The sequence below is a fragment of the Amycolatopsis orientalis DSM 40040 = KCTC 9412 genome (genome assembly GCF_000478275.1).
Classification (GTDB): Bacteria; Actinomycetota; Actinomycetes; order Mycobacteriales; family Pseudonocardiaceae; genus Amycolatopsis; species Amycolatopsis orientalis.
Window position 1 is genome coordinate 86,467 of record NZ_ASJB01000070.1, and the last position, 15,552, is coordinate 102,018.

Sequence of the window (15,552 nt, forward strand, 5' to 3'; positions counted from 1 at the left end):
AGAAGGCATCGATCAGCCGATCAGCCCGCGGCCGTTCTGCTGGGAGATCTCGTTCGCGTAGTGCGAGACTCGGGTGTAGACGCCCGGCTTGTTCGGCTTCGCGCAGCCTTCACCGAACGAAACGATCCCGATCAGCGTGTCACCCACGACGAGCGGGCCACCCGAATCACCTTGGCAGGCGTCGATCCCGCCTTCGGGATAACCGGCGCACACCATGTCACTGGGGTCGTAGCCCGAGTACGCGGTGCGGCAGGTCTTGTCACTGACCACCGGGACCACCGCGCTGCGCAGGTAGTCCGAACGCGCGCCGCCGTCGGCGACGCGGCCCCAGCCGAGGACCGTCGCCTTCGTGCCTTCGCTGTAGAGGTCGGCGTCACCGTTGTCCGCGACCTTCGCGGGCCGGTACGGCAATTGGCCGCTGACCGTCATCACCGCGATGTCGTCGCCCTTGCCGGGATCCCCGCTGTAGTCGGGGCTGACCCAGATCCGCGAAACACGCAGTTCCACGCCGTCCCGCGTGCGCTTGTCCTGCCGCCCCGCGACCACCCGGACGTCGGCGCGTTTGACCGCGACCGCGCAGTGCGCCGCCGTCGCGATCGTCGTGGAACTCACGATCACCGCTCCGCAGTACTGGTTGCCGCCGCGATCGGCCAAGTAGACCGCGTAGGGGTACTGCGAGACGGAAGCCTTGCCGCCGCCCACGATCCTCGGCTCGGCGGCCTTGTCCGGCCCGCTCACCGCACTGTCGTCCGCCGACGCGCTGTTGACCGCGATCGGCACCATCACGGCCGTCGCGAGCACCGCTCCGACCGCGAGCAGCAGGGTGCGACGTGACTTCTTGGGCATGTTCTGTCCCTTCACCGGGGCGTACGTACTGCCATCTGGTGGCAGGGGCCGGGGCGCCGCGGCACTGGGCCATCGCGATCATCGTGGTCGTGATCAATCGACTCCAGCGCGTACACAAGCGATCGCGAATACCCTAATCGGAGAAGGCCCGATGCGGTGTCACTGAAACGGGTGGACCTTCGTTCACGACCGGGAACAACCGGTCACCGTGACAGGTTGGCTAGAGTCGGAACCACCCGCTCCCGCCGCAAAGGAAGACAGCGTGCCCCACTACGACCTGGTGATCGTCGGTACCGGATCGGGTAACTCGATCCTCGACCCGCGCTTCGCGGACTGGAACACGGCGATCGTGGAGAAGGGCACGTTCGGCGGCACCTGCCTGAACGTGGGCTGCATCCCGACGAAGATGTTCGTGCACGCCGCCAACGTCGCGGCCACCCCCGCGTCTTCGGCGAAGTTCGGTGTCGACGAGGAGCTGACCGGGGTCCGCTGGCGCGACGTCCGCGACCGGATCTTCGGGCGGATCGACCCGATCGCCGCCGGTGGACGCGAGTACCGCGTCCAGCACGAGGACAACAAGAACGTCACCGTGTACGAGGGCGAAGGCCGCTTCACCGGTCACAAGGAACTCCAGGTCAGCTACCCCGACGGGCGCCCGGCCGAGACGATCACCGCCGACCGGTTCGTCCTCGCCGCCGGCGGGCGCCCGGTGATCCCGGACATCCCCGGCCTCGCCGAAACCGGCTACCACACCTCCGACACGGTGATGCGGCTCGACGAACTGCCCGCCGGCGTCGTGATCCTCGGCGGCGGCTACATCGCGGCCGAGTTCGCGCACGTCTTCGCCTCGTTCGGGGTGAAGGTGACCGTGGTCAACCGGTCCGGCGCGCTGCTGCGCTCCGAGGACGACGACGTCAGCGCCCGGTTCACCGAACTGGCCTCGCAGCGGTTCGACGTCCGGCTCGACCGGAAGACCGTCCGCGCCCGCAAGACCGCTTCGGGAATCGCTCTGGACCTCGAAGGCCCCCAGGGCGCCGAAACCGTCGAGGCCGACGTGCTGCTGGTCGCCACCGGCCGCACACCGAACTCGGACATCCTCGACGTCGCCGCCACCGGTGTGACCACCGGCGAACGCGGGCACGTCGTGGTCGACGAGTACCAGCAGACCGTGGTCGACGGGATCTACGCGCTCGGCGACATCTCGTCGTCCTTCGAGCTGAAGCATGTCGCGAACCACGAACAGCGCGTCGTGCAGCACAACCTGCTGCACCCGGACGAGCGGATCGAGGCCGACCACCGGTTCGTCCCGCACGCGGTGTTCACCTCGCCGCAGGTCGCTTCGGTCGGGCTGACCGAACGCGAGGCGCGCGAGCGCGGCGTGTCGTACGTGACGTCGCACCAGGACTACGCCGGTATCGCCTACGGCTGGGCGATGGAGGACACCACCGGCTTCGCGAAGCTGCTCGCCGATCCGGCCACCGGGCAGCTGCTGGGCGCGCACATCATCGGCCCGCAGGCGTCTTCGGTGATCCAGCCGCTGATTCAGGCGATGAGCTTCGGTCTCGACGCGAAGAGCATGGCGCGCGGGCAGTACTGGATCCACCCGGCGATGCCGGAACTGGTCGAGAACGCGCTGCTGAACCTGCCGCTGGACTGACCGCTCCGCGCGCCCCGCCGCGTTTAGTCCTCTGGATGCGGCCTCTGGACGCGCGCTGGCGTCATCTGGGTCGCATTCAGAGGACTAAACGCGACTCAGATGACGCGTCCGCAGTTGCGGGCCCCGTTCCGTACCGCGAGTTCGCTCACCTCGTTCATCCGGGTGTCCGAGATCCCCATCAAGGTGGCCGAGCGGGCCCCGTTCTTCAGGAACCGCTCGCCCGCCTCGACGTACCGGTGGACGGCCACCAAGAACTCCTCCCGCGCCGATGCCGCCCCTCCCGGCACCGCGCGGACCCCTGTCGCCCCCTTGAGGATGTCCTTGGCCTCGTCCACCCTCGTCGCGAAGAAGTGCTCCCACTTGCGCTGCTCCGTCGCGACGTCCCCCTCCGGGTCCGGCCAGTAGTGCTGGATCGCACTGCTCGCCGTCCCCACCTGTACGCACACCCGGTCCACGGCGCGGTAGAACTCGAACGACGAGACCGCGGCCGCCGGCCGCGACGGCGCCAAGACGACGCACACCGCCGCGAAGCAGGCCAGAGCCGTCCCGTACGCCAGTTCCTCCACCACACCGACCCCCAGAACCAAGTTTTTGAACAGGTTCAACTCACTCAGGGTATGGCTCGGCCCGGCATGGGGTCAAGAAGTTTTTTGAACGCGTTCAGACGAAGCGACGACGCCCGGCGAAGGCGCCGAAGGTCATCTGCGCGGCGAAGACCGCGAGCATCATGATCCAGGGCACGGTCCAGCCGTGGGTGAGATCGTGGAGCAGACCGAACAAGAACGGCCCGACGGCGGCCATCAGGTAGCCGATGCCCTGTGCCATCCCGGACAGCCGGGCGGTGTCCGCCCCGGTGCGCGCCCGCAGCGCGATCACCGTCAGCGCGAGCGAGAAAACGCTCATTCCCAGCCCGATGAGCACGCACCAGAGCAACGGCGAGGCGGCCGGGGCGACCATCATGCCCACCATGCCGACGAAGCCGAAGACGCCCAGTCCGACGATCCACGGGCTCTGACTGCGGTGCCGCGCGGCCATCGGCGCCACCACGAGACTGATCGGGACGGCGATGAGCGAGATCAGCCCGAGCAGCAGGCCCGAGTCACCCTTGCTCACCCCGGCGTCGATCATCACTTCCGGCAGCCAGCCCATCACGACGTAGGCCAAAAAGGCCTGAGTGCCGAAGAAAAGCGTGACCATCCACGCAAGCGGGCTGCGCAGGAGCGATCGCCCGCTACCCTGCTTTCCTGCCTCCTCGACGGGAGCACGACCCGAACCACGGGCTGCGAGAATCCAGACGAGGAGTGCGAGCACCGCCAGTACCGACCAGGCGCCGAGACCTTGACGCCAGCCGCCGAACGCGTTCTCCAAGGGAGGGGTGAGCGCGGACCCCAGGGCGCCTCCGCCCTGGAGAGCGGCGGTGTACACGCCGGTCATCATGCCGACACGCGCTGGGAAGGAGTCCTTGATGACGACTGGGATCAGTACGTTCGCCAAGGCGATCCCGGCCGTGGCGACCAGGGTTCCGCCGAGTACGACGTACGGCCCGTCGATCACCCGCAGCACCAGGCCGACGGCCAGCACCGAGAGCGCGGTCGCGATGGCGACGCCCATCCCGAACCGGCGGGCCAGGGCGGGAGCGGCGAATCCCGCGGCGGCGAAACAGAGGCCGGGGAGCGTGGTGAGCACGCCGGCCCAGGTCGCGGTCGCACCGAGGTCGTCGCGCATCTCGCCGAGGATCGGGCCGACACTGGTGATCGCCGGGCGCAGGTTGAGGGCGACCAGGATGACCGCGACGCCGAGCAGGACACCGCCGGTGATCACTCCCGGCCGCCACTCCGTCTCGATCGAGCCTTCGAGTTCAAGACGCTCGTCGAACGGGGAAACGGATTCTCGGGAGTCGACACGCACGTCGGCTAGTATCACATACATAGGATGATTGGATGAAGGGACAACGCTGTGCCATTGGCCACCACGCGCCGTGCCGGCCTGGTCGATCAGGTCATCGAGCAGCTGCGTGACGCCGTCACGCAGGGAGAATGGCCCATCGGGCAGCGGATTCCGACCGAACCGGAGCTGGCGGGACAGCTCGGTGTCGGACGCAACACCGTCCGGGAGGCCGTCCGTGCGCTCGCGCATACGGGGCTGCTCGAGGTCCGTCAAGGCGACGGCACCTACGTGCGGGCGACCAGCGAGGTCTCGGGCGCGATCCGGCGGTTGTGCGGTTCGGAGCTGCGCGAGGTCCTCCAGGTGCGGCGGATCCTCGAAGTCGAAGGGGCCCGCCTCGCGGCCGTGTCGCGGACCGAGGAGGAGGTGACCGCGCTACGGGAGCTGCTCGCCCGCCGCAACGAGGAACTGCGGGAACGCCACTGGGAGGATTTCGCCCGTCTGGACGCGGAATTCCACTTCGCCGTCGTCCAAAGTGGACACAACACGCTGCTGACCGAGATGTACCGCGGCCTCACGGAGGTGATCACGGCCAGTGTGGCGGCGACGTCGAATGTGACGCCGGGGCGCGAATACCTGCCGGAGATCGGCCACGAGGGGCTCGCCGAGGCCATCGCCGACGGCGACGCCGACCGGGCGGCCACCGAGGCGTGCGGCTTCCTCGACGAACTCCTGGCCCGAGTGGCGCAGGACGAGGACTGACGAGGAGCGCGTGAAGGCCCCCTTCCCTCGGCTGAGCCGAGGGAAGGGGGCCTTCACGCGCAAGCCGCAAGACCTACGGCAGGGTGAGGATCTCCGCGCCGTCCTCGGTCACCACGAGGGTGTGCTCGAACTGGGCGGTCCACTTCTTGTCCTTGGTGGTGACGGTCCAGTCGTCGGCCCAGATGTCGTAGTCGATGGTGCCGAGGGTGATCATCGGCTCGATCGTGAAGGTCATGCCCTGCTCGATGATCGTGTCGACCGACGGCTCCTCGTAGTGCAGGACGGTCGGCGCGGTGTGGAACGCCGGGCCGACACCGTGACCGGTGAAGTCGCGGACGACGCCGTACCCGAACCGCTTCGCGTACGCCTCGATGACGCGGCCGATCACGTTGAGCTGCCTGCCCGGCCGCACGGCCTTGATGGCCCGCATGGTCGCCTCACGCGTGCGCTCGACCAGCAGCCGCGCCTCCTCGGAGACGTCACCCGCCAGGAACGTCGCGTTGGTGTCGCCGTGGACGCCGCCGATGAACGCGGTGACGTCGATGTTGCAGATGTCGCCGTCCTCGATCACCGTCGAATCCGGGATGCCGTGGCAGATCACCTCGTTCAGCGAGGTGCAGCACGACTTCGGGAAGGCGCGGTAGCCGAGGGTGGACGGGTAGGCGTGGTTGTCCAGCAGGAACTCGTGGATCACCTTGTCGATGTCGTCCGTGGTCGCGCCGGGTTTGACGGCCTTGCCGCCCTCCTCCAGCGCCTGCGCCGCGATCCGGCCCGCGACGCGCATCGCCTCGATCACCTCGGGCGTGCGGACCCCGTTGCCCGTGTCGCGTTTCGGCGCCGGCCTGTCGACGTACTCGGGGCGGGCGATGCTGGCGGGGACGACTCGCCGCGGCGTCTGGACGCCGGGCTTCAAGGGGGCACGAACGGACATGAGCCCAGCCTACGACCTGCTCGCTACCCGAGTCCCGCCAGGAAGCGCTGCGCGGTCTCGACCGCGGGTTTGGACGTCCCCCCGTCGGTGACCAAGACCGCGAACGCCAGGTCACCGGTGTAGCCGACGAACCAGCCGTGCGCGTGCGTCCCGTCGCCGAACTGGGCGGTCCCGGTCTTGCCACGCACTTCGGGCAGGGGCTTGAGCAGGGTCGCCGTACCGTCGGTGACGACCTCGCGCATCATCCCCCGGACGGCGTCGAGCACCTCCGGCCGGATCGGTTTCCCGAGGCCGGACGACGTCGCGGCCATCCCCCGCACCAGCGTCGGCACCGGGATCTTCCCGGACTGGACGGTCGCGGCGGCGACCGCGAGGCCGAACGGGCTCGCCACGACGGTCCCCTGGCCGAACCCGTTCTCGGCGCGCTGCGCGACGGTGTTCGCGGGCGGTGCCGAGCCGGTGATCGTGGTCACGCCGGGGATGACGAAGTCGGCCCCGATACCGAGATCCCGTGCGGCGTCGGTCAACGCCGCGGGCGGGAGATCCGTCGCGAGCTTCGCGAACGTCGTGTTGCACGATTTGGCGAACGCCTTCGACAGCGGGACGACGCCGAGGGCGAACTTGCCCTCGTTCGGCACCGTCCGGTTCTCGAAGGTGGCCGTGCCGGGGCAGTCGACCGGGCTGCTCGCCTGCACCGAACCCGCCGACAGGGCCGCGACGGCGGTGGCGATCTTGAACGTGGAGCCCGGCGGGAACCGGCCGCTGAGCGAGATCGCGCCCTGCGCGTCGGCCGGGGCGTTCTGTGCCACGGCGAGGAGTTCACCGGTGGACGGCTGGATGGCGACCAGCGCGGACGCCGTCGGGACCGGCGCGAGCGCCCGCTCCGCCGAACCCTGCGCCTTCACACTGAGCGTGCTGACGACCGCGGGGGCGGGTTTGGGCTGTTCGCTGTACAGGTCGGCGATCTCGCCGCCGCTCACGTCGAGCGTGACGACGCGCCAGCCCGCCGCGCCGTCCACCTGGTCCTCGACGAGCGAGCGGACGGCGGGCAGCACCTGCTTCCCGAAGTTCCTGTCGTCGGGCAGCAGCCTGTCCTGCTGGCTGAACCGGACCCCGGGCAGGTCGTAGATCTCGGGTTTCACCTGCTGGTAGTCGGCCGCCCGCAGGATCATCACCGGATACCCGGCCCCTGGCTTGACCGTCTTCACCCCGTCGCGGATCGACTGCCCGGTCACCGACGCTTCGAACCGGTTGAGCGCGGCGCCGAGCTTGTCGGAGACCGCCGTCAGATCCCCCGCCTTCGCCGGGTCGAGCACCACGCTGACGACGGTCTGCGGGCGCAGCAACGGCAGTCCGTCGCGATCCAGCACCGGCGCGAGGTCCGGCGGCTCGGACTTCAGCGCGATCGTCTGCTGCGCGGCCAGCTGCGGATGGAGCACGGTCGGCAGCCACCGCACCTTCCAACCGTCCTGAGTGGAGTGCACCTGCGCGTCGGCCTGGTACGTCCAGACCCGGCCGCGAGGGAGATTCCAGGTGAGCCGATAGGTCGCCGTCCCGTCGTCCGCTCCGGACGAGTGCCGCACCTTCGTTTCGGCGACCTTGATCGACTCCGGGGAAAGCGCTCTCCGCGCCATCTCCACCGAGGACCGCGCGGCGTCCGGCGAATCGGTGAAGAAGGCCGCGGCGGCGGTGTCACCGGAAGAGAGTCCGTTGAGGAAGCCGCTGATGGCGTCGTCGGGGCCGGAATCGGCGAACAGACCGCAGCCGGCGGCCGCCAGGCCCACCACCCCCGCGAGCACGACGACGGCGAAACGACGACCTGCTGGCATGCACCGGATCCTGCCAGTACCGGCGGGTTCCGACCGGACGCAACGCCGATCCCGGCAGTGGCTAGAACAGAACCGTCGCGTACTGCCCGACCTGCTGGAAGCCGATCCGGCGGTAGGCGGCGAGGGCAGGGCTGTTGTAGGCGTTGACGTACAGGCTCGCGGTGCGGTTCATCCCGCGGACGAGCCTGGTCACGACCGACGCCGTGCCCGCCGTGCCGAGTCCGGCGCCGCGGCGTTCCGGATGCACCCAGACACCCTGGATCTGCCCGACCGTCGAGGACATCGCCCCGATCTCGGCCTTGAAGACGACCTCGCCGTCCTCGAACCGCGCGAACGCGCGGCCGGCGGCGATCAGTTCCGCGACGCGGGCCCGGTAACCGGCGCCGCCGTCGCCGTGGCGGGGGTCGACACCGACCTCTTCGATGAACATCGCGATCGCGGAGGGAAGGTACTTGTCGAGTTCTTCCGGGCGCACCGCGCGGACCAGCGGATCGCAGGCCACGGACGGGATCCCGTCGAGCGCCATCAGCGGCTGGTCGTGGCGTACTTCGCGGGCGGGGCCCCATTCGGGCTCGAGTTCGTCCCACAGACCGAGTACCTGTTCGGCCGGGCCGACCAGTGAGGAACAGCTCCGCTGGCGGCGCAGGGCGCGATCGGCGAAGGAGCGCAAGGCGGAGGCGTTGCCGCGCAACGGGATCAGGTTCGGCCCGGAGAAGCACAGGCCCTGGAGCCTGCCCGCGCGCACGGGACGGGAATCGGCGGCCCAGAGCTCACCACCGAGCCGCCAGGGGTCGAGACCCGCGGTCTCCACCCTGGCACTGACCATGCAGCTGCCGACCGGGTCTGCGGCGAGCGCGGCACGGACCGCCGGATAGTCCCGATCATCGAGCAGCCGTGCACCTGCAAGCCGCAACACCACTCCAGGGTGCCAGATGAGCGCCTTAAACGGAACGCAAGCTTTACGACACGCTGAGAGAACCTTGGCTGGTGGAGGCCCACATGCGCCAGGAAAGGTCCTTTCCTCGCAAATTTTGCGAGGAAAGGACCTTTCCTGGCGTGGTCTCGACCACTCAGCCGACGGTGACGATGGGCTCTCCCTCGCCGATCGTCTGGCCCGACTCCTCGGCGATCCGCATGGCCTCTTCGATCAGTGTCTCGACGATCGCGTGCTCGGGCACGGTCTTGATGACCTCGCCCTTGACGAAGATCTGGCCCTTGCCGTTGCCCGACGCGACGCCGAGGTCGGCCTCACGCGCTTCGCCGGGGCCGTTGACGACGCAGCCCATGACCGCGACGCGCAGCGGGATCTCCATGCCCTCCAGGCCGGCGGTCACCTGCTCGGCGAGTGTGTAGACGTCCACCTGCGCGCGGCCGCACGACGGGCAGGACACGATCTCGAGCTTGCGCTCCTTGAGGTTCAGCGACTGCAGGATCTGGATCCCGACCTTGACCTCTTCCACCGGCGGCGCGGACAGCGAAACGCGGATGGTGTCGCCGATGCCCTGGCGCAGCAGCGCGCCGAAGGCCACGGCCGACTTGATGGTGCCCTGGAACGCCGGGCCGGCCTCGGTGACGCCGAGGTGCAGCGGGTAGTCGCACTGCTCGGCGAGGATCTCGTACGCGCGCACCATGACGACCGGGTCGTTGTGCTTCACGGAGATCTTGACGTCGTGGAAGTCGTGCTCGGCGAACAGCGACGCCTCCCACAGCGCCGACTCGGCCAGCGCCTCCGGGGTCGCCTTGCCGTACTTGTCCATGATCCGCTTGTCCAGCGAGCCCGCGTTGACGCCGATCCGGATCGGCGTGCCGTGGTCCTTCGCGGCCCGCGCGATCTCCTTGACCTGGTCGTCGAACTTCCGGATGTTGCCCGGGTTCACCCGGACCGCCGCGCAACCGGCCTCGATCGCGGCGAACACGTACTTCGGCTGGAAGTGGATGTCGGCGATCACCGGGATCTGCGACTTCTTCGCGATCGCGGGCAGCGCCTCGGCGTCGTCCGCCGACGGGCACGCGACCCGCACGATGTCACAGCCCGCAGCGGTCAGTTCGGCGATCTGCTGCAGCGTCGCGTTGACGTCGGAGGTGAGCGTGGTGGTCATCGACTGCACCGAGATCGGGTGCTCGCTGCCGACGCCGACCGACCCGACCTGCAGCTGTCGGGTCTTACGACGCTCGGAGAGGACGGGAGGAGGAAGCGCTGGCATACCAAGAGCGACAGTCACGCCTCCAAGCGTACCTACCCCGATCGGCGGACACGCACGACGTCAGCCGTCACGGTGAGCAGCATTACCTGGGCAGCCCAACGGTCCTGACAGCGTGCTCCGTAACCGGGGCCGCCCGTCACTGGAACAGCTTGACCGGGTTCACGATGTCGGCTGTGACGGTGAGCAGAGTGACCGCGCCGCCGATGAAGACGAGCACCATCGTGACCGCGGAAAGCTTCGTGTAGTCGACCGGACCACCCGCCGCCTTGCCCCGCATCTTCCGGAACCAGTCCCGGACCCGCTCGTACCAGACGACCGCGATATGCCCGCCGTCGAGCGGGAGCAGCGGCAGCAGGTTGAACACGCCGATGAAGAAGTTCAGGCTCGCCAGCAGGAGGACGAAGATCTCCCACAGACCACGCTCGGCGGCCTCACCACCGATACGGCTGGCACCGACCACGCTGACCGGGGTGTTCGGGTCGCGCTCGCCGCCGAAGATGGAGTCCACCACCGCCGGGATCCGCGACGGGAACTCGATCAGCCGCTGGGCGGTCTCGGAGAACATCGTTCCGGTGAAGCTGAGCGTCCCGCCGATCGCGTCGACCGGACCATAGGTCAGCAGCGCCGGCGCGGTGTTCTGGATCGGCGAGGCGCCGATCATGCCGACGTCCTTGACGATGGTCTTGTTGGAGCCGTCGGCGACCAGGCGCTGCACCCTCGGCACGTCCACGGTCAGGTCGAGCCGCTGCCCGTTCCGCTCGACCACGAACGGCGTCGGGCCGCTCGCGACCTGGACGGCCGCGAGCATTTCGCGCCAGGTCTTGATCGGTTTGCCCGCGACGGAAACCACCTTGTCGCCCGCCTGGAGCCCGGCGGTCTTCGCCGGAGTCGGGGCGCCGGGCGGGCAGGAGGTGTCGTTGAGCTGCTCCATGGTGGTGGCCGGGCGGGCGCACGACGTGGCGCTGATCACGGCCTCGGTGGGAGCGGCCTGCGCGGCCGGGTTCGGCAGGCCCATCGTCACGGCCATCAAGTAGAGGATGATGAAGCCGAGGATGAAGTGCATCGCCGAGCCCGCGGACATGACGACGGTGCGCTTCCAGGTCTTGAAGCGCCACATCGCGCGCTTCGACTCGTCCGGGGTGACCTCGTCGAGCGCGGTCATGCCCGCGATGTCACAGAATCCGCCGAGCGGGATCCACTTGAGACCGTATTCGGTCTCGCCGCGGCGGAAGGAGAAGATCGTCGGCCCGAAGCCGATGAAGTAGCGCCGGACCTTCATGCCGAAGGCCTTGGCCGCCCACATGTGACCGGCCTCGTGCAGTGCGACCGACAGGCAGATGCCCAGCGCGAACAGCACGATCCCGAGAATGAAGACCACGCGCTACTTCCCCTTACCGATCAGCGCACCGGCACGCGCGCGAGCCCAGCGCTCGGCAGCAAGTACGTCGTCCACGTCGCGAGGCTCGCGACGCCATTCGTCGGCGGCTTCCACCACCTGGGCAATAGTGTCCACAATCGAGGTGAAGCCGGTGTTCTGTGCCAGGAAAGCGGCGACCAACTCCTCGTTCGCCGCGTTGTACACCGCCGGGACGCAGCCACCGACGGTCCCGGCGTGCCTGGCCAGCTCGACCGCGGGGAACGCCTCGTTGTCCAGCGGCTCGAAAGTCCAGCTCGCGGGCTTGTCCCAGACACATGCGGCCGCGACACCGGGGACACGGTCCGGCCAGTGCAGGGCCAGCGCGATCGGCAGCCGCATGTCGGGCGGGCTGGCCTGGGCGATCGTCGAGCCGTCCACGAAGGTCACCATCGAGTGAATGATCGACTGCGGGTGGACGACCACGTCGATGCGGTCGGTCTCGATGTCGAACAGGAGTTTCGCCTCGATCAGCTCCAGCCCCTTGTTGACCAGGGTGGACGAGTTGATCGTGATGAGCGGCCCCATCGACCAGGTCGGATGCGCCATGGCCTGCTCGACCGTGACGTCGGCCAACTCGGCGCGCTTGCGGCCGCGGAACGGCCCGCCGGAGGCGGTGAGGACCAGCCTGGCGACCTCGGCCTCACGACCGGCGCGCAGGGCCTGGGCGATCGCTGAATGCTCGGAGTCGACCGGGACGATCTGGCCGGGCTTGGCCGCGGCCAGCACGAGCGGCCCGCCCGCGATCAGCGACTCCTTGTTGGCGAGCGCGAGCGTGGCGCCCGTGGCGAGCGCGCGCAGGGTCGGCGGAAGCCCCTGGGAGCCGGGGAGCGCGTTGAGGACGACGTCGACCGGGGTGGCGTCGATCATCTGGATGACCGCGTCGGCCCCGGCGAAGATGCGGGGCAGCTTGAAGTCGCCGCTGGAGTAGCCGCGCTTCTGCGCCTCGGCGTACAGCGCGAGCTGCAGGTCTTCCACGGCCGTCGGCCTGCTGATGGCCACGGCGTCGACCTGGTGCGCCAGGGCCTGCGCGGCCAGCGCGGCGGGGTCGGAGCCGCCCGCGGCGATCCCGGCGACCCGGAACAGCCCCGGGTTACGGGCCGCGACGTCGAGGGCCTGGGCGCCGACCGAACCGGTCGAACCGAGCACGAGCACACTTCGCGAGGTAGTCATCGGGGGTCATTGTCGCGCGGGCCCCGTCGGGCGCGTGCAGCCAGGTGTGGGATCATTCGCGGGCAAGCGAACCATCGGGTTTTGAGGAGTTGATCGTGGCGAGCAAGGCGGTCGAAAAGCGCGGCCGGGTGGGCGTCGACACCGTTGACCCCCGCGACGAGCCGTCGGCCGAGTGGGGCTGGCACGGTTCCTTCCCGAAGGCGACGCGGATCGCGGGCTGGCTGACCGCGATCATCCTGCTGGTGATGCTGTACGGCAACCACCACGGCTGGACCGAGAACCTGTGGCTGATCGGCCTGTCGCTGGCGGTCATGTTCGCGCTGGTGCTGGACATCCGCAAGCAGCGCACGGCTTGGCGCAAGTAGCTCCTGCACGGCTTCACCGGCCCCCGTTCTCCTGCGAGGACGGGGGCCAGTTGCCGTTCTGGGCCCACAGCTCGTTGACGATCACGACCGCGTCGGCGGCCTCGACCCCGTAGCGATACCGGTACTTCGCCGCCGGCCGCTGGACCGCCGCGGCGACGTCACCGATGGCTGCGGTGTTCCACGAGTCGTTCGGGAAGAATTGGCGCATCACGGCCAGGAACCTGCCGGTCGCCCAGACCGGGTCGGTCCGCTGTTCGAAGGAACCCCAGCTCGCGCGCTGCTGGAAGAGCCCGACGGAGTCCCCCATCCCGCCGTCGAGGTTGGCGATACTCGACTCGACGATCACCGTCGCGATCGCGATGGCCGCCGCGCGATCGTTGAGGCCCGATCTCTGGACGGTGTCGACGATCACTCTGGCGCACGACGTGTTGTACGGGTTCATGTAGCCGCGCATCTTCGCGCCGAGCTGCTGGTTGAGGGTTTTGGCGGCGTCCCCGTCGTCGGCCGACGCGCCCGCCTGGGCACAGGGCAGGGCGATGTGCTCGACCTGGTCGGGCCGGATCTCCGTCGGCGGGAGCAGGACGAGCGAGAGGGCGAGGTACGCGGCGGTGAACATGCGGCTCCGTTGGTCGTGAGTGGCGATTCGTGTTCTAGCCCGAATCGCCGGTCACGACCACCTGGACCGCCACCCTCACCCGCCTAGGTAGTGAAGGCCTCCTTCGCTACCTTCAGGGTAGGCAAGGAGGACTTCACGGACCGACTCCGCGATCACCCGCAGCGCGCCCGCGTGAAGCGCTACCCGGCGGCCACCCTTTTGGGTTAGGTTCCCCCTCATGAAGCTGCGCTGGGGTGTCACCGCTGTCGTTTCCGCACTCGCCGCCGTCCTGCTGCCCGGCGTCGCCAACGCCGCGCCCGCGTCCTCGGCGTCCCTGCCGATCGTGCGCTGCGAGTTCACGCCGACACCGGAAAACCCCGCGGCCCGCCCGGTCCTGCGACCGCTCCCCTTCGCGCTGACCCGCGGCACCGTCGACGTCACCTTCCGCTTCAACTACGGCCCGGTGACTGTGCGCTTGAACCGCGCCGGCGCCGCTCCGTGCGCGGTCCACAACCTGGCGAGCCTGGCGCTGCAGCGCTTCTACGACCACAGCCAGTGCTGGCGGCTGACGAACTCCGCGCGCCTCGGTGTCCTGCAGTGCGGCGACATCTACGAAGCCGAAAAGGGCGGGCCGGGCTACAAGTTCGCGGACGAGGTCGACGGCACCGAGACCTACGAGCGCGGCACCATCGCCATGGGCAATCAGGGCCCCGGCACCAACGGCAGCGAATTCTTCATCGTGCACTCGTTCGCGAACATCCCGAAGAACTACTCGGTGATGGGCAAGGTCGTGCGGGGTATGGAGGTGCTGGACCGGATCGTGGCGAACGGGATCATCCCGACGGATCCGAACGGCCCGCCGACGGGCTGCCCGCTAAGCCGGTGAAGATCCAGAAGGCGACCGTCGGTTTCTAGGGACTAACTCCCGCCGCCATTGATAAGCAGTCAAAAAACGAGGTACCGCCGACTGGGCGTTGTCATCAGCAGCCCCGCAACATATCCGGAGCACCGGCACTCTCTTACGGAGAGCGAATCAGAGTGTATCGATTTCGTTCCCCTTTGAATCAATGATCGCGAAGTCACCAGGGCAGGGAACCCAAACCCCAATCCCGTTAGGCCACGAGACAATCTCAAGCGAGGCGATGTTCGAGATTGCGGTCCGGAGAAAGATCGCCTCGCCGTCGCTTAGGGCGAACGTGGTTCCCGTCGGCTCGAAGCACACCTCGACGCTTTCTCCTGGCGCTGCCACGAACTTCAGGTCAACGACCTGCTCCACTTTGCTCACCCGGCCAGCTCCAGCTTTGATGATTTCCTGCGCACCACCACGCGTCGACGCGGTCTTTCCTGTCGTCTCCCCCCGAGGGGGGCGACGGTGGCGGCTCCCCTCTGGTCCGCGTCATAGGTGTCGGCCACGAGCAGGGTAGACCGTTCCCCTCAATCCAGTAAGCAGATCCCGGGCCGAATGCTCGAAGGTGCCAACCCCGAGATCCGGCAATGATCATTCTTTTTCGACGGCATATTGAGGGGTAAGGCAAAGATGTCGTGCCCCGGCGAGCGTCCGGACTGGCTGACAGAAGCCGGGCCGCGACTCCGAGAGACACTCTTCTGAGGAAAGTGTCCGGCTTGGGTCGTTTGTGCGGTTTCGCGAGGTGGTCGTGAGTGGCAAGGAGCGTTAGAACGCTCTTTACCACTCACGACCCCGTTCAGGAACGTGCCTTTAGGCATCAACCGGACACCGAGTCGCCGAAACGGTCCTTTGTGGACAAGCCCCCGTCTCGCGAGGCAGTCCCACGCAGGTCGCCAAGTAGTGAAGGCCTCCTTCGCTACCTTGAGGGTAGGCAAGGGGACCTTCACGGCATCGAGTCGATCACGCCACGTTTGCCTTACCTCTC

14 protein-coding genes and 1 pseudogene are annotated in these 15,552 nt (G+C 68.4%); 4 read left to right on the forward strand and 11 right to left on the reverse strand.

What is annotated here, in order from left to right; all coding sequences use genetic code 11:
- Positions 1 to 12: 12 nt before the first annotated feature.
- Positions 13 to 846: a S1 family peptidase gene (locus tag L324_RS25760; protein ID WP_037313878.1), complete on the reverse strand. Its 834-nt coding sequence runs from the start codon at positions 844 to 846 to the stop codon at positions 13 to 15.
- A 262-nt stretch (positions 847 to 1,108) separates the two neighbouring features.
- On the opposite strand from L324_RS25760, the gene L324_RS25765 reads away from it, so the two are divergent.
- Positions 1,109 to 2,503, forward strand: coding sequence for a mycothione reductase (locus tag L324_RS25765; protein WP_037313880.1), 1,395 nt, complete (start codon positions 1,109 to 1,111; stop codon positions 2,501 to 2,503).
- Between the two features lie 95 nt (positions 2,504 to 2,598).
- Here the strand turns inward: L324_RS25765 and L324_RS25770 are convergent, their stop codons facing one another.
- Positions 2,599 to 3,108: a hypothetical protein gene (locus tag L324_RS25770; RefSeq protein ID WP_235783649.1), complete on the reverse strand. Its 510-nt coding sequence runs from the start codon at positions 3,106 to 3,108 to the stop codon at positions 2,599 to 2,601.
- A 55-nt stretch (positions 3,109 to 3,163) separates the two neighbouring features.
- A complete protein-coding gene (locus L324_RS25775; protein WP_037313882.1) occupies positions 3,164 to 4,411 on the reverse strand; it encodes a CynX/NimT family MFS transporter in 1,248 nt (415 codons plus the stop codon).
- A gap of 48 nt (positions 4,412 to 4,459) precedes the next feature.
- On the opposite strand from L324_RS25775, the gene L324_RS25780 reads away from it, so the two are divergent.
- Entirely contained in the window at positions 4,460 to 5,149 is a 690-nt protein-coding gene (locus tag L324_RS25780; protein WP_037313884.1) for a FadR/GntR family transcriptional regulator, read from the forward strand.
- A gap of 73 nt (positions 5,150 to 5,222) precedes the next feature.
- Here the strand turns inward: L324_RS25780 and map are convergent, their stop codons facing one another.
- The 6 genes from map to dxr form a co-directional block, all read right to left on the reverse strand.
- Positions 5,223 to 6,080, reverse strand: coding sequence for a type I methionyl aminopeptidase (map, locus tag L324_RS25785; protein WP_037313886.1), 858 nt, complete (start codon positions 6,078 to 6,080; stop codon positions 5,223 to 5,225).
- A 23-nt stretch (positions 6,081 to 6,103) separates the two neighbouring features.
- Positions 6,104 to 7,909 carry a penicillin-binding transpeptidase domain-containing protein gene (locus L324_RS25790; RefSeq protein WP_037313887.1) on the reverse strand — a complete coding sequence of 602 codons (1,806 nt, stop codon included), beginning with the start codon at positions 7,907 to 7,909 and terminating at the stop codon, positions 6,104 to 6,106.
- A 61-nt stretch (positions 7,910 to 7,970) separates the two neighbouring features.
- Positions 7,971 to 8,825, reverse strand: a complete 855-nt coding sequence (locus L324_RS25795; RefSeq protein ID WP_037313889.1) for a GNAT family N-acetyltransferase — start codon at positions 8,823 to 8,825, stop codon at positions 7,971 to 7,973.
- 154 nt (positions 8,826 to 8,979) lie between these two features.
- Entirely contained in the window at positions 8,980 to 10,131 is a 1,152-nt protein-coding gene (gene ispG / locus L324_RS25800; protein ID WP_037313891.1) for a flavodoxin-dependent (E)-4-hydroxy-3-methylbut-2-enyl-diphosphate synthase, read from the reverse strand.
- A gap of 118 nt (positions 10,132 to 10,249) precedes the next feature.
- Complete coding sequence (locus L324_RS25805; RefSeq protein ID WP_037313893.1) at positions 10,250 to 11,491, reverse strand: M50 family metallopeptidase; 1,242 nt, start codon at positions 11,489 to 11,491, stop codon at positions 10,250 to 10,252.
- A 3-nt stretch (positions 11,492 to 11,494) separates the two neighbouring features.
- Positions 11,495 to 12,700 (reverse strand): 1-deoxy-D-xylulose-5-phosphate reductoisomerase, encoded by a 1,206-nt coding sequence (gene dxr / locus L324_RS25810; protein WP_037313894.1) that lies wholly within the window; start codon positions 12,698 to 12,700, stop codon positions 11,495 to 11,497.
- A gap of 95 nt (positions 12,701 to 12,795) precedes the next feature.
- On the opposite strand from dxr, the gene L324_RS25815 reads away from it, so the two are divergent.
- Positions 12,796 to 13,065, forward strand: coding sequence for a DUF2631 domain-containing protein (locus L324_RS25815; RefSeq protein ID WP_037313929.1), 270 nt, complete (start codon positions 12,796 to 12,798; stop codon positions 13,063 to 13,065).
- Between the two features lie 13 nt (positions 13,066 to 13,078).
- Here the strand turns inward: L324_RS25815 and L324_RS25820 are convergent, their stop codons facing one another.
- Positions 13,079 to 13,681, reverse strand: a complete 603-nt coding sequence (locus L324_RS25820; RefSeq protein ID WP_037313896.1) for a hypothetical protein — start codon at positions 13,679 to 13,681, stop codon at positions 13,079 to 13,081.
- 217 nt (positions 13,682 to 13,898) lie between these two features.
- On the opposite strand from L324_RS25820, the pseudogene L324_RS25825 reads away from it, so the two are divergent.
- Positions 13,899 to 14,575, forward strand: a pseudogene (locus L324_RS25825) (peptidylprolyl isomerase).
- Between the two features lie 118 nt (positions 14,576 to 14,693).
- On the opposite strand, the gene L324_RS25830 reads toward L324_RS25825, so the two are convergent.
- Positions 14,694 to 14,945: a hypothetical protein gene (locus L324_RS25830; protein ID WP_037313903.1), complete on the reverse strand. Its 252-nt coding sequence runs from the start codon at positions 14,943 to 14,945 to the stop codon at positions 14,694 to 14,696.
- Between the last annotated feature and the right edge of the window lie 607 nt (positions 14,946 to 15,552).